General features: G+C 41.2%; 16 protein-coding genes and 2 pseudogenes. All 18 read right to left on the reverse strand.

The genetic code is table 11. The features are described from left to right. Positions 1 to 47: 47 nt before the first annotated feature. Positions 48 to 458, reverse strand: a complete 411-nt coding sequence (locus ETB99_RS13710; protein ID WP_129000831.1) for an NUDIX hydrolase — start codon at positions 456 to 458, stop codon at positions 48 to 50. Positions 459 to 621: 163 nt separating this feature from the next. After that, a pseudogene (locus ETB99_RS15120) lies at positions 622 to 753 on the reverse strand (nucleotidyltransferase domain-containing protein); the annotation flags it as partial. Positions 754 to 810: 57 nt separating this feature from the next. Then, positions 811 to 1,350, reverse strand: a pseudogene (locus ETB99_RS13715) (methyl-accepting chemotaxis protein); the annotation flags it as partial. Positions 1,351 to 1,518: 168 nt separating this feature from the next. Continuing rightward, positions 1,519 to 2,982 carry a transposase gene (locus tag ETB99_RS13720; protein WP_309138153.1) on the reverse strand — a complete coding sequence of 488 codons (1,464 nt, stop codon included), beginning with the start codon at positions 2,980 to 2,982 and terminating at the stop codon, positions 1,519 to 1,521. Positions 2,983 to 2,990: 8 nt separating this feature from the next. Beyond that, on the reverse strand, positions 2,991 to 3,392 hold the full coding sequence (tnpA, locus tag ETB99_RS13725) for an IS200/IS605 family transposase (RefSeq protein ID WP_171700850.1): 402 nt from the start codon (positions 3,390 to 3,392) through the stop codon (positions 2,991 to 2,993). A 328-nt stretch (positions 3,393 to 3,720) separates the two neighbouring features. Next, complete coding sequence (locus ETB99_RS13730; RefSeq protein ID WP_171700851.1) at positions 3,721 to 5,160, reverse strand: carbon starvation CstA family protein; 1,440 nt, start codon at positions 5,158 to 5,160, stop codon at positions 3,721 to 3,723. Positions 5,161 to 5,295: 135 nt separating this feature from the next. Next, on the reverse strand, positions 5,296 to 6,015 hold the full coding sequence (locus ETB99_RS13735; protein WP_253263647.1) for a LytR/AlgR family response regulator transcription factor: 720 nt from the start codon (positions 6,013 to 6,015) through the stop codon (positions 5,296 to 5,298). Beyond that, positions 6,012 to 7,769 (reverse strand): LytS/YhcK type 5TM receptor domain-containing protein, encoded by a 1,758-nt coding sequence (locus ETB99_RS13740; RefSeq protein ID WP_171700852.1) that lies wholly within the window; start codon positions 7,767 to 7,769, stop codon positions 6,012 to 6,014. Before ETB99_RS13740 ends, ETB99_RS13735 begins: the two co-directional genes overlap by 4 nt. 177 nt (positions 7,770 to 7,946) lie before the next feature. Then, entirely contained in the window at positions 7,947 to 8,078 is a 132-nt protein-coding gene (locus ETB99_RS13745) for an integrase (RefSeq protein ID WP_194950068.1), read from the reverse strand. Between the two features lie 6 nt (positions 8,079 to 8,084). Then, a complete protein-coding gene (locus ETB99_RS13750) occupies positions 8,085 to 8,438 on the reverse strand; it encodes an IS630 family transposase (RefSeq protein WP_171700853.1) in 354 nt (117 codons plus the stop codon). Positions 8,439 to 8,477: 39 nt separating this feature from the next. Then, on the reverse strand, positions 8,478 to 9,008 hold the full coding sequence (locus ETB99_RS13755) for a helix-turn-helix domain-containing protein (protein WP_171700854.1): 531 nt from the start codon (positions 9,006 to 9,008) through the stop codon (positions 8,478 to 8,480). 259 nt (positions 9,009 to 9,267) lie between these two features. Further along, on the reverse strand, positions 9,268 to 10,395 hold the full coding sequence (locus ETB99_RS13760; protein ID WP_171700855.1) for a hypothetical protein: 1,128 nt from the start codon (positions 10,393 to 10,395) through the stop codon (positions 9,268 to 9,270). Between the two features lie 127 nt (positions 10,396 to 10,522). Continuing rightward, on the reverse strand, positions 10,523 to 10,669 hold the full coding sequence (locus ETB99_RS13765; RefSeq protein WP_171700856.1) for a hypothetical protein: 147 nt from the start codon (positions 10,667 to 10,669) through the stop codon (positions 10,523 to 10,525). A 57-nt stretch (positions 10,670 to 10,726) separates the two neighbouring features. After that, complete coding sequence (locus tag ETB99_RS13770) at positions 10,727 to 11,299, reverse strand: hypothetical protein (RefSeq protein ID WP_171700838.1); 573 nt, start codon at positions 11,297 to 11,299, stop codon at positions 10,727 to 10,729. Next, on the reverse strand, positions 11,286 to 12,023 hold the full coding sequence (locus ETB99_RS13775) for a hypothetical protein (RefSeq protein WP_171700857.1): 738 nt from the start codon (positions 12,021 to 12,023) through the stop codon (positions 11,286 to 11,288). Before ETB99_RS13775 ends, ETB99_RS13770 begins: the two co-directional genes overlap by 14 nt. A gap of 216 nt (positions 12,024 to 12,239) precedes the next feature. Continuing rightward, complete coding sequence (locus ETB99_RS13780; protein WP_171700858.1) at positions 12,240 to 12,863, reverse strand: hypothetical protein; 624 nt, start codon at positions 12,861 to 12,863, stop codon at positions 12,240 to 12,242. 53 nt (positions 12,864 to 12,916) lie between these two features. After that, on the reverse strand, positions 12,917 to 13,705 hold the full coding sequence (locus ETB99_RS13785; protein WP_171700860.1) for an NERD domain-containing protein: 789 nt from the start codon (positions 13,703 to 13,705) through the stop codon (positions 12,917 to 12,919). Between the two features lie 36 nt (positions 13,706 to 13,741). Continuing rightward, positions 13,742 to 14,260: a hypothetical protein gene (locus ETB99_RS13790; protein ID WP_171700859.1), complete on the reverse strand. Its 519-nt coding sequence runs from the start codon at positions 14,258 to 14,260 to the stop codon at positions 13,742 to 13,744. Between the last annotated feature and the right edge of the window lie 214 nt (positions 14,261 to 14,474).

A 14,474-nucleotide genomic window follows, 5' to 3' on the forward strand; every position in this document is an offset into this window, starting at 1 on the left:
CAACCTGTGTATGCTAGTTGCTCCTCACAACTGCACTCAAGCCCCGCTTATTCCTGCATTACATATTGCGCACCATATGTTTTCTTCAAAAATGAGCGAATGCCGTTCGGATGATAAGGCATCAGCTCTTCTGCTTTGTCAACATCGACCCATTCCACCGTGATGATATTTTCGTCTCCCTGCATCACTTCTGGCGCGTAAAGGATCGTTCCGCGAAAGGTAATGAAAAAGACATGGTTTTCATCGATGAACGCTTCGTTGAGAGCAACAATGTCACCGATAGCCACGTCATACCCTGTTTCTTCTTTCACTTCTCGAATCGCTGCTTCCTCTAGCGTCTCCCCTGCTTCGACCCCGCCGCCAGGCAACGACCACGTTCCTCTCTTATTCAACACCATTAGCACTCTCTCCTGATCTTCATCGTACAAAAGCACATAGACGACATCGACTCGTTTCATCTTTATTCTCCTTTAGCCATGATTTATCTTACATTTTATAGAAAACGAATAGGAACGTCCATCAAATTTCTGAAAATGCAGAAAGTAAAAAACCACACTCTTCCAACAGGTGTGGTTTTCACTTTAGCTTCTTGTTTTTTCTTTACTTCTCTCCTCGAAACTTTCATGAAGGCATCGAATAAATCACTTTTCCATCTCGCAAAATTTGTTGTTTGATTTCTTCATTCAACGAATCGGCAAACAGCACATCGCATGAATAAATCCCGACAATGCGATCGATATCGTCTAAAATCCTTCCTTAAAAAATGAAAAAAGTTCTCCGCCTCTTGCCAGCAGAGAACTTCTTTTCGCCTTAATGAAGTTTAAATTTCTGAATAAGCGTTTGCAGTTGTTCCGCCATATCGGACAGCGAAGAAGCAGATGAAGAGATTTCTTCCATGGCCGCAAGTTGTTCCTCTGTTGCGGCGGACACTTCTTGTGTGCCGGCTGCCGCTTCTTCGGAGATTTTGGCGATTAGCTGCATCGATTGAACGATTTGTTCGGCGCCATTCGCCATCTGTTGGATGGAAGCGGTGATGTCTTGAACGTGATCGGTCACATCGCGCACCGATTGTTTAATTTGCGCAAACGAGTCGCCGGCGGTGTTCACAACTTCGATGCCAGCCGCTACTTCTTTTGTGGCTGCTTCCATCGATTGAACCGCTTTCTCGGTTTCTTCTTGAATCGCTGTGATTAATTGAGCAATTTGTTGAGCGAATTGGGCCGATTGTTCGGCAAGCTTGCGCACTTCATCCGCGACGATTGCAAAGCCGCGGCCATGTTCGCCCGCTCTGGCTGCTTCAATTGCTGCATTTAAAGCAAGAAGGTTTGTTTGCTCAGCAATCTCCGTAATAGCCCTTCTGAACCTCCCGATGGCTAAAGCCACGAGGTTCTTGTGTACTATAGAGCTTCTCCCATACCTTCGCATGGATACTGACTCTAATTCCACAAGACTTTCATGGGCAAACACCTCACTGGTGCTTATCGCCCTGTGCGCCCGATTCAAGACGCTTTTTATCATTTAAATTCCCATACTACTTACGACATATGGATGAAGACGAAGTCGTTTGATTTCTTCATCATGCAGTCGAATAAATTGATCCCATCTCTCTAAACATTTGTGTCTATCTATTTCTTTTCGATTGTCTTTCACATTCATGATTAAAAATGCGCTGTATAAATCTCGTTGCACTCTGCGTCCGTCTACTTCATGCCATCGTTGAGAAAGTGTTTTCTTGTTGTACTCATCGTTTTGGTGGTCGTATTGACTTGCCTTGACGCGAAATGTGTCGATGTACTGAAGGGAATAGCCTTCATATTGCAGTTTTTGATTCAGTATGTTTAAAAACAAACTTGGCGCACGATTCGCAATACTTTTTCCAAATCGTTTTTTCTTTTTGTGTTTTCCGTTGGCATCGACTTTTGTTTCTTTTGCCTTTGCTTGAAGTGCTCTGAAATTCATTTTTTCTACTTGGATATGATGACCTAATGTGATGATCCAATTGGCAAGCCGTTGATGATCTTGTTTACGTTTTTCAGCCATTTTTCTTTGTAACTCGGCTAGTTGTTGACGAGTTTTGAGATAATTTTTACTCCAAACCCATTTTTCCTTGTTATCTTTTTTTATTGTCCCATCTTCATTGTATTTGTGCGGATTATTCGCCCGCCTTTGACGATCCAATTTTCGTTGAAGAACTCGCTTTTGCTTTTCTATGTTTTCGACGCTCGGCGCAAGAATGAGCAACTTGACATTATTCATCGAGCAAATAGCGACGGTTTGTGTTCCTATGTCGATACCAACATCGCCTTGCCCCATTGGATGTTTTATTTCTCCTGTTTGGCGGTTTATTTTCTTTGGTGGCACACCTCCAAGAGTGAGTTGAAGAAAATACTTGATTTTTCCTCTAATTCGTCTACGGACGATGCGACAATATTTTATACGGTCTTGTAGAGCCAGATGTGCATATATGTCGTTTGGGTGAATTATAACAGGAATAGATAAACCATTCCAAAGCAAATGTTTGTTTTTGAAACGGATGCCTGCGCTATTTGTTTTTCCTTCTAATGAATCCATATCGTTGTATTTTTTAAAAGACACTTTTTTTGTATTACCAAAGATGAGTTTTTCCATTGCCATCCATGCTCTCGTAGCGATTTTTTGTGCGGTGTGTGAGTCGATGTGTTTCTTGAAATGGTGTTGCATTGGCTTAACAAAATCGTGCATAGCGTATTCATTGATTCCGTACTGACGATATAACTCATTTAGCAAGTTGTTTCTTTCTTTTGATTTTGGTTGTTGGGCTAGATGACGATACTGCTTATCATGTTGTAATTTTTTATGCCGTTTCAACAATTCGCCCAAACAAGCGTTGTATATTTTTCTGCCAATTTCAAAACGTTTCTCTAATATGTACGCCTGCCATAGTTCTGTTTTGAGTTTCAACGTCAGCACATAACTTTTGGTTTTTGTTTTCGCCAACGACACCACTTCCTTTATACGTTCTTTTGATTTTCGATGTATTGTTTAACCGCTTCTTCTGAAATATGGCCGACAGTGCAACAAAAATAACTTCGTGTCCATAGCGACGGTAGTCTGCTTTTTAACGAAGGATATTTTTCCCTTAATATTCGACTGCTTTTCCCTTTAAACGCTTGTATAATTTTGTGCAAATGTTGACGAGGGTCAAAAGAAATGAACAAATGAACATGATCAGGCATAATTTCCATTGCTTTGATTTGTACATCATGTTCTTTGGCAACTTCTTCAAAAATTCTTTTTAAATCTCGTTCAATATCTCCAACTAACACTTTTCTGCGGTATTTTGGGCAAAACACAATATGATATTGATTGAGATAAACAATCCCTTTTTTATGGGTGTATTTTTCGTTTTCCAAAACCAATCACCTCTATACTAAATATACCACAAACAATAGATAAAATAAACAAATCTAATAAATTTATCAAAAAAAATACGCAATTCATCCCCGTGTCTAAAGACAGGGGCTTTCTTGCGCTTCCTCGTAATTTTACCAAATAACGCACATAAGAGAAAGAAACATGCAAAAAAAGATCTCTCTATAAAAGAGAGATCACAATTGCAATTAGCAAAATAAGAATCATGATTAATTTTAGCGAAAGCGGAAGGCGTTCGCTCCCTTTCTTGTTGATTCGGCATTCCTCCGCTTCGACATGTTCGCGATAGCGATGATTGCAGCATCCCATCTACGCCACCTGATCTAATCCATCATCCACCGAAGTTAGCTCTTTTTCTTTTTTCCGAGCCGCTGCATAGAAAGCGGCAATGATGCCAACAGTTCCAATGACTGCCATCACATAAGAAATGCCCATTGGAAGATTAAATCCGATTTTCGCATTGAAAATATACGTCAATGTTACCGTCGTCATAAAGATCGCCGGAATCATCGCAATAAAATAATTTTTCTTTGATAAAATCAGATACATCGCTCCGATCCAAAGGGCAATCGCTGCTGTTGATTGGTTTGCCCAAGAGAAATAGCGCCATAAGATGCTGAAGTCCATTTTCGTAAGTGCATAAGAGAGAGCGAATAAAGGAATCGCAATCCATAAGCGACTTCGAAGTTTCTTTTGTGCCACGTTAAAGTAATCGGCAATAATCATTCGGCAGCTGCGAAAAGCTGTATCACCTGAAGTGATCGGCAAAATGATCACACCGAGAACCGCAAGCGTACCGCCAATAGCTCCAAGCATGCGCACCGCTACTTCATTGACAACGGCAGCTGGTCCTCCTGTTTGAATGATTTCGTTTAATTCGTTTCCGCTAAATAAGCTCATCGCTGCAGCCGCCCAAATCATCGCAATAATTCCTTCTGCAATCATCATTCCGTAGAAAATGAGGCGGCCTTGCTTTTCATTTTGTGTTGTTCGCGAAATGATTGGCGATTGTGTCGCATGGAATCCTGATAACGCCCCGCAAGAAATCGTTAAAAATAAAAGCGGGAAAATCGGCAAGTTATCTGGATGCATATTCGTTAATTGCAGCTCTGGAATCGGCGCACCTTGGATGACAAGACCTCCGCCAACACCGATTGCACTGATTAAAAGCAACAAGCCAAAAATCGGATAAATCCGACCGATCACTTTATCGATTGGTAAAAGTGTCGCGATGATATAGTAGAAAAAAATCGCACCAACGATAATAGATAACGCTACCTTTTGTTCCATAAGGTTATGAATAAGTGCAGCTGGTGCTTGTACGAAAACGGTTCCTACAAGCAGCAGCAATAAAACAGTAAAAGCGTTTACAACATGCTTCATGCTTTTTCCTAAAAATTTTCCTGCCAATTCAGGAACGTGAGCCCCGCGATTGCGCAGAGAAATCATCCCTGTTAAATAGTCATGCACCGCCCCAGCGAAAATCGAACCGAGAACAATCCAAAGGAAAGCAACTGGACCGTATAATGCCCCTAAAATCGGACCAAAAATCGGACCAACCCCGGCGATGTTCAATAACTGAATAAGCGAATTTCGTTTCGTGTCCATCGGAACATAGTCTACACCATCTTGAAGTGTATAAGCTGGCGTTGGGCGCTTTTCTTTGATCCCAAACACTTTTTCAACGAACTTTCCATACGTAAAATATCCAATAATTAATAATAAGACCGAAACAATAAAGGTAATCATGTGAACCTCCCCTATTTGTATGCGTTTTCATTCACATCTTATAAAATCGGAACTTGATTTTGGGAGGTTTTCGTTTATCATGCAAAAAAGCAGAGGTAAGATGTTTGATTTTCTGATTGACGTGTCACAAATTTGTCACAATTCTAAATGCTGCCGTAACGTTTTGACGTAGTTGCGGCTCACAGGAATTTTTTCATCGCTTCCCGACAATGTCAGTTCGTACGCCCCATTGAACCATGGAATGAGCTGTTCCACTTTTTCGAGATTAACTAAATAACTTTTATGCGTTCGAAAAAAGAAACCGTCTTTTAGTTTTTGTTCCAAATCTTTTAACGTCAATTTTGTGTAATACGTTTTGTCAGCTGTCACAATAGCCGTGTCCCGTTCTTTGCGGAAACAAAACAAAATATCGGCTGGAGATACATACACAATTCCATCATTGGCTTCAATGGCTAGCTTCCGCGTTGCGGTTTTCACCTCTGTTTTTTCTGCAAATTTTCGAATCAGCCGTTCAACCGTTTCACCTACTTGCTGTTCATCAAACGGTTTTAATAAGTAGTCCACCGCCTCATACCGAAACGCTTCCGCCGCATAATTCGGATACGCGGTTGCAAAAACAATGCTTGGCGGCTTTTTCATTTGTTGCAGTATTTTCGCTAGCTGCAATCCAGACAGCTCCCCCATTTCAATATCCAAAAAAACAACGTCTGGCTGAATAGCGATCATTTTTTCTAACGCTCGTTCACCGCTATCAGCCTCTGCCACGATTTCCAGCATAGAATACTGACTCAGCAAATGCTTCAATTCTTCGCGGCTTAACATTTCATCATCGACAATCATGACACGGATGCTCAACGGAATCCTCCCTCCTTCTTTTGCTTTGAATATGGGATTTTGATTTGAACGGTTGTCCCTTTTCCTTCCATTGATTGAATCGAAAGTTGGACATGTTCGCCCAACAGCGATTTTAGACGCTCATTCACGTTGTATAAACCAATTCCCGCCCCTTGCTGCGATGAAACCGGTTTTTTTAGCAATTCCGCTAATCGTGCTTGCTCGATTCCTTTTCCATTGTCAGACACAGAAATGTGCACCTCATTGCCGCTTGATTGAACCGAAATGACGATTTCACTTCCTTGTTTCATGCGGCGAAGCCCATGCTTGATCGCATTTTCAACGAGCGGCTGGAGCGTCATCGTTGGCAGCATCAACTGTTCGAATCCATGTTCGATGTTATAAATGACACGCAATTTATCTTGAAAACGTGCTTCCTCAATCGTTAAATACGCTCGAACATGTTTTAGCTCCTCTTCTAATGTGGACAACATTTGCGTTGAACTGGCTAAATTTCGCCGTAAATAATGAGCAAGGGACAACAAAAGTTCTCGCGCTTTATTCGGGTTGATGCGAATGTACGAAACGATCGTATTTAAAGCATTGAACAAAAAGTGAGGATGTACTTGCGCATGAAGTGCCTTAATTTCTGCCTCTTTCATCAGTTGATAGTATTTTTCCGCTTCGGCGATTTCAAGCTGTAAACTTAAAAGGGAAGACAGCCCTTTTACAAATTCAAATGTAATCGATGATAAATCGGCCTCGGATCGAAAGTAAAATTTCAATGTTCCGATCGTTTCATCTTTTCGTTTGAGCGGAGCAATAATCGCTTTTTGTAATGGACATTGTTCATGATGGCAAATCACCCGATCATAAACCACCATCATTTCCCCTGTTTCAATGACTTTTCGCGTCGTTTCTGTTTGAATCGGTTCACCGACAAAATGATGATCCGCCCCTATCCCAACATGAGCAAGGATATGACTGCGATTCGTTACCGCCACCGCAATCGATGGCACTTCACGAATAAAAAGTTCACAAATGGCTTGTGCTGAATGGGCTGTGAGGCCGTTGCGCAAATGTTGAACGGTAGCCTCAGCTAGCCGCATCGCTTTCTCAGCTTGTAAGGCGCCTGCTTTTTCTTCTTCTTGAAACAAATGGCGAATGACGAGCACAAAAATCGCACTTCCAATCCCGTTGGCGACAATCATTGGAACGCCGATCGCTTCAACAAGCGCTTCCGCTCGTTCAAATGGCTTGGCTGTTAATAAAATGACCAACATTTGAAGCGCTTCCGCTCCCATTCCGACCAAAAGGGCGACAAATGGAGACAATGCCGCTCTGTTTCTGGCACGATATACAAGTCCCGCGATTAATCCGGCCACCATCGTCGAAATTCCACAAGCTGCAGCGGTGAACCCGCCAAGCAATAAGCGATGACCGCCCGCAATCAACCCTGCGCCTAATCCAACTCTCCATCCTCCAAGCAAACCCGCGATCACCACACCGATGACGCGAGAGTTCGCAATCGCTTCTTCTTCCTTTAAAGAGAACGCCCACTTTGAGATTTCCGTTGTCTCTACGTGAACGGTTAAGCCGGTATATGTACCGATAATCCCAAACATGCCAAAAATAAGCATAATCGTCCATCGTTGCGTTCGTCCGATTTCCTGATGCTCAATTAATTTACGAAAGTATGATAATCTCGTCAATAAAAAAGCCATCATCACAATCATGCTCAGCCGTTCAAACATCGATAAAAATAGTTGCCACAATCCCTTTCACCTGCCTCTGTTTTTCATCTTATCACGTTTTCCCCATTCGAAAAATCGCCTCGGTGCATTCATGAGTTTCGACGAATAACCCAAAAACTTCCTTTATTTCAACAATTTCGAGAATTGATAAAAAATGGACAACTTATATACATCCAAATTGGCATTTTAACCTCTGATTCACACAGCACACCCCATGCGGCGTAACACCTCATCTGGATGTTGTAAGACGTACTGTTCAAAGCGAGTAATGGATTGGGCAATGTCATTTTGATCCTTGTGAAAAACGTTGGCAATCACTTCATCTTTCAACCACTTTCATAACCGTTCAATCGGATTTAACTGTGGAGAATACGGTGGAAAAAAGATGAAATGAAAAGCAGCGCCTTCCTCGCCATCAAGAAAGGCTTGTACCATCTTGGCATGATGAATACGCGCATTGTCCAACACAAGCACGAGGAATCGATCAGCATATTTCTCTTTCAATCGGCGCAAAAAGTCAAGGAACGTTTCGGCATTGGCGGATGAAGCACGATGGAAAACAACATCGCCTTGTCGAACGTCAACTGCACCAAAAATGGACACATGGTCATGGTGACCGTAGCTTGGCACTTGTTTCTGATTCCCTACTTCTTGCCCATGTCGTACGCAACGCTTGATAGGCACGAACATGTGTCTCATCCACATAAAACATGGTAACATTCTCGGTAATTAGTTTTTTTTTATAAATTCAAGTTCTCTTTGAAAAGCAGCTTGACGCTTAGCGTCTCCTTTGACGAGCTTATACGTCGGACGTGTCCATGACAAACGAAGACGATGCAATAACTTACGAATGCCTTCACGTGACATGGAAACACCATAGGTTTGTTGAATGTAAGATTGTAAAATGCGCGTGTTCCATGACGAAGCGATGCCCCAGCCAGCATCCACAGGTGTAGTAGTTAACACGAGTTGTCTAATTTCTTGTTGTTGTTCTTCCGTAAGAAATGGCACGCGACCAGGTGGTAAGCGACGATCGAGTAGATGATCGAGCCCACCTTGATTAAAACGTGCAACGTAGATGGCAACCGATTGACGGCATACGTTGACCATTTTCGCGACATCTTTACCGAGGTGACCTTCCATGACAAGACGAACAGCGGTCACCCGAACGCGAAGGGAAGCATCTTTGATTTTCCGTTCTTGTTTTCGAAGGGTTCGAGGCGTCCAACCGTGATCATTTGTGATTTTCAAACGTTTCATGCCAATTCCGCTCCTTTTGTATAGAAATATTTAGGAGCAGTATAGCCATGAAAAAAGGTGTTCATACAGAAGTCATGGTTTTAAGGTGCATGTATATAGAATACCGCAGCATTCGAACAGCGGTTTTGCTGTATATGTTGTTCCGTCTGCTTTTGCTTCGTTCGAATCATTTGTGCGTGCCGCTTTTTCATTTCTTTTTCTTGCTTTTTGTCTTTGACAAGTGCTGTTTCTATTCAAACATATAATGTAGTTAAGCAAGCTACAGAACTACCCATCCTTCATTTATAATACGTCTCGCAGCATTTCTTATCCCATTATAACTAATTCTCCCATTACCAAAAAAAGGAGTGGAAAGCATCAAAATAGATCTTTCATTGCTAAAAGTAATTTTATAAAGTGTATATTGCTCATGTTGAAAATTCCAAGTACTAACCATTTCAATCGTCGAAGAGAAATAGTTTAGCATCATTTCAGTGAGCGTTCGATCATAAGATACGAGGAGCTTTACATTTTGATTTTCAATAATTGTTTTACGAATAAGGGAAAGTCTGTTGTTGGCTACTTCATCATAATAATCATTTACAGAATTCCAAATAGATTCATAAGGTTTTATGCTTTTTTTAGACGGCTTGGGCAATGGCATCATTTCGCCAAGAAAATGATTGGAACTTTCTCTCCCTAATTGCTTAGTATAAAAAATGTAATCGTTAATATTTTCAACAGTTGCGTCCCTTCCTTCGATCTCCAAAATAAAAGCCGCTATATAGCGCCAAACATTAGGACCTGTCCATGATGACAACGATATATTGTACAAATCTTCCCAAACATGCCGAAAATCCATTTGAAGATGAAACTTTGAGCGAATCTCTAAACTTTGTTCAAGTGTTTTCGTACGGTGTCTCCATATTTCTGCCCCGCCTTCTTCAACCCCAATAAACCAAACCGGTGCATTGACATTTCCGTAGCCAAGCCAATTATACAAACATGAACGAACCAATCTCTCAAAAGAAGTCGAGGTTTCCTGCCTTATTTCGTTACTGTCATGGTTCAAATTTTCGCCAGTTTGTATCATTTCAGCCCTTTTCCCTGACATAGACATCATGGCAATCTCAATCAATTCCCTTAACTGTTGATCAGAAAAATTTTCAATCTTTATCCATCCTCGCGGATCAACGTTATATCCTTTTTTCTTTATGATTTCACTATCCATATACTTGGCATTTACATATCCATTTCCACTAGGGTATAATTCCCTAGCTAATACTTTCCCTCTTTGCAAGCTTTCTGGATAAACATAATTTACCCGTTTGTTACTTATAGGCTTTTCTTGTAATTGCTTAAATGACCGAAAAATAGCTTTCTTATGCTCAAAGCTCAGCATGTTCATTCCTCTCCCCCCCCATATCTTTAATACGATGCTCCTTGGCCAGCGATTCCCGATTCACGGGAAAAAAGCAGGGCTTGCCATATCTTCGCCGTAAGCAGTGTGAAATGGCAATTATACTCTATCGTGTTCATTTTAAAACTCCCAAATAACTAAATTCTTTTGTACCAGGCAGTTTTCTGCAATAACCGTTTTCTCTTTCGCCGTTTCTCCATTTATCCAACTCCGCTAGACGGAATATTGCCATCCGAATAGGCATTTCTATTTTGATCCCCACGCACCGCCCCTCCTCAGTCCGTCAACTGTTTTGATTTCCCTAATTCCAGTTTATCTGTCACAAACGATTCAACTCATCAAACACCCTATCCTTAATGTTCGTTGATGTAATGGATAATAAATCAATTTTCTTTGAAATAACTTCTTGAATTTTACCATATTTTTCTGAAGTTTTTTCGTCATTTGGAACGCGTTTAAACACTCCATTTTCAGATTCATGATTAGTAAAGTTATTGCCATCATATAAAGGCCAGTAGAAAAACCAATGCTCAGAAACGCTCGGCGGTTTATCCCAATGTTCAAGGGTTGAATATACGTATTTGCATAACGTCATCCGTGGTTCTTCTTCAAATGAGATTTCAACTGCATAGATTGGGTCGTTTTTCAACCCATTCCCCGACTGGCAAGGAGGGGCGGAATCTCTCTGATATAGCTTGATAAAAGATTGAATGAACCAGCCTCGATACTCGCGGTCAGATTTCTGACGTAAAAATTGTGGGATCACCGGAACAAATCCACATTCAACCGATTGACGGTCCAATTCCGCCAACAGTTTATCGACACTCTCGTACGTTTTTCGCACAACCTCAAAAGCGTTTTTTATGTTCTCTCGTATACTAACGGAATTCATAATACCACTCCTTTTCAATACGATTGGCACTTAAATGAAAAAATTGTTCATCTGTATAAAAATGAAAGTAGGAGCAGTGGTCAACTAAAGGACAAGCAAGGCTTTGAAAGTTTTGAAAACGATCAAATCCCTTTTTTCTCAATAAAGCAATCAAATCTTTCAGCATTAACCTTTCAAACTCATTCAATGTTTCATTTTTTTGCACGCACACCAATTGATGGAACACTTCTTGCCACGATAAATACCCAAAATGAACACCGCTTGGCAGTTTTCTGTCTTCCATCACCTTTTTAGCAATCATATTCACTTCTGGTTCCGTTCCTAATAAGAGCAAAAACTTTGGCGTCTGCCCTTTACCCTTTAGTAAATCACTCGCTTCTCGCTCCAATTGATCGTCTGATGATAAAGGACTATGGTATTTCACTTCGATTCCTATGATCAAATGATCCAATTCCAGCAAAACATCGATTTCGCTTCTTTCCCCCTTGACCCAAAACTTAACCTTATCCCCTATAAATTCGTCTTTTTGCATCTCCAAACCATTTATGAACATCGTTTGATCAGTTTGAGAAAAAAATACAGCCTTGCTTAAAATCGGCTGAATCCCTTTGGGAAAAGGGAGATAACGCGACGTGCCAAATACGTTCGCTGTCAGCTGATCCTCAAGCCGCTCGCTTAAATTCGAACCGTCCGATGATATTTTTCCATGTATTTCAGCTAACAAACTTTCTCCCCCCTGTCTGTGCCCATACATTCGACAAGTGACAGGATCCGCGTGCAACGGAGCTTCTCCTGTCGTACTCTAATTTTTTAATTGCTTCTCATAACACTTCTTCATCACAACAGATAAATCCGGGTTAATCAAGTCTTGCACGAGACGTTTTCGTTCCTGACACAGCTTTTCTTCGATAGGTGACAACAGACACTAAAACTATTTCTCTCAACTATATACGTCCCCAACATGAACGGCTACATATCGGAACTCGCCATGTTTATCTTGGTTGATAGTAGAATAATGATGCCATTTCAATTGATATCTCCCTTTAATAAAGATCGGCGCATCACGGTTTTCTTTCGTCCCTGCTGATGCACGTTCCTGCCATTTTAACTCCCCGGTGATGATCCGGTTTTCATGAATGCGAAACTCGCAGTCCACCGTATTTGGTCGCATCGGCTCGGTCCAATACAAATGGTCATTCGTTAGCAGCACAACGATCCCGTATACATTCCTTCTCCCCATTGTTATTCGTTCTAACTTTTCCACTTGCGCCAAAAAATCATAACGACCCCGATCCTGAGCACCGTGGTGCTTCAATTCAATCGTTTGCTCGTTTTGCTTTATCGTGACCCGAGCGAGCTTGTTCATTAAACAAATCGCGTATTGGCGCCCACTTTCCGATTCTTCCACCCACAAATCGATCAGATAATCATGAAAGCGTTTGTTCTCCTCGACGCGGAATTTTTCTTGAAGCTGAAATTTTAATGACTGTTTAAACGCTTCTTTTGAAGCAAAAAATCGATACTTTTGCGATAGGCGTTCCAATTCCTCGTGAATAGAAAACATCATTTTCCTCCTTCCCTTATCTATAGTTGCTGCCCGATCGCCATGTTGCAAGTTCAGCCAATCGACTGCGTAAACTTGCATTTCGGATAATTATTGCAACCTTTAAATGTTCCGTATTTCCCTTTCCGAACGATTAGAACACCGCCACATTTTGGACAACGGTTTTGCTGTATATGTTGTTCCGTCTGCTTTTGCTTCGTTCGAATCGTTTGCACGTGCCGCTTTTTCATTTCTTTTTCTTGTGTCTTATCTTTGGCAAGCACTGTTTCTAATTTTTGAGCTAAACGTTCCTTTGTTTCCCTATCGATCACTTTTGTTTGATGTTGCTCGAGCACTTGTTTCAATTGTTTCGGATAAACCACATAAGCATGGGCAAAATGAGCATTTGATTTAAACTTTGCCCGCGTCAAAAACACGACAACCGAGTGAATCGGAATATGCGCAAACTCCTCCCCAAGCCAGTCTCTTAACGCCTTGATATGCCCTTTGTTCTGCAAAATAGGATTAGGAAATTTTTCTTTTCGTTTATAAATGACTTGCGTCCAATATTTTGACGTTTCATCTCCGAAAATCCAGCCGCTGTAATTTTTCGTTTCGATGACAAACAGTCCTTGATCGGAAAGGATAATATGATCAATTTGCGAAGTTGAACCGTCTTGTTTTGGAATATACAGGTTATGAAAAGCTTTGTATTTTCCGGATGATGTTGCTTCTATATTTTTAATTGCTTTACGGACTTTATATTCTCCATACGATCCAATCCATTCCGCTTCTTTTGACTTGATCCATCTTGCCAGCAAAACAAGCAAGAGCAAAAGAAGCAATGTATAGAAAAGACCCATATTCACAATTCCCCTCCCCGCCCCCAAATGTTATTGTTACAAACTGCTCAATCGACTTCTTTCAATTCTTATCGTATTGTCTTTTCCGTCTAGCATATCGGCACGCTTGCTGCCGTAAATGCGAAGCCACGGGGAACCTTTGACCGCCTTCACCGACAGCCGCGCTGTTCCGCGAATCTGTTCTTTTTCGATATCCACGCATTCGAGAAATTCATCCCAGTAGACGATGGCAATCATTTGGTTGTAATCACTTAACTGCTTCTGGCCGCAAATAAAGGCAAAGATAAATTCTTTTTCTTTGTTGTTTTCATGATGAATCTTGATAATTTCTTCTATCTCATTGTCACTAAACGAAAAGGACCAAGTGAAATCCTTGGAACCTGATGGAGTGGTATTGTACTTCGTATAAATGATATAACTCGCTTTATTCGTCGTGACTTCGTATATTTGCCGGTTGTCGTTTTCTTTTTCAAACAGTGCCGGCACGAGTCCCCCGTTGACCAACGCAGAAAGCAACGCCCCGTAATAGTAATCGGCTTTGCAAATCGTTGCCATGGTGATCCCCTCCCCTTCGTTCCTACAACAAAAATCTCAGTCAATTTGATTGTACCAATCGTTGCAGAAAAATACTATAGAACATTGGTAACTATTCAGCCACATCATAAAGTGAGCTGAATATTTTTTGCTTTTCCTGTCTATGATGTGAATATTGATAGACAAGGAGGTGAATCGCATGTTGACGGTACAACAAGCTGTATTTACAGTTGAA

Source organism: Anoxybacillus sp. CHMUD (genome assembly GCF_013096965.1).
GTDB classification, from domain to species: domain Bacteria; phylum Bacillota; class Bacilli; order Bacillales; family Anoxybacillaceae; genus Anoxybacillus; species Anoxybacillus kestanbolensis_A.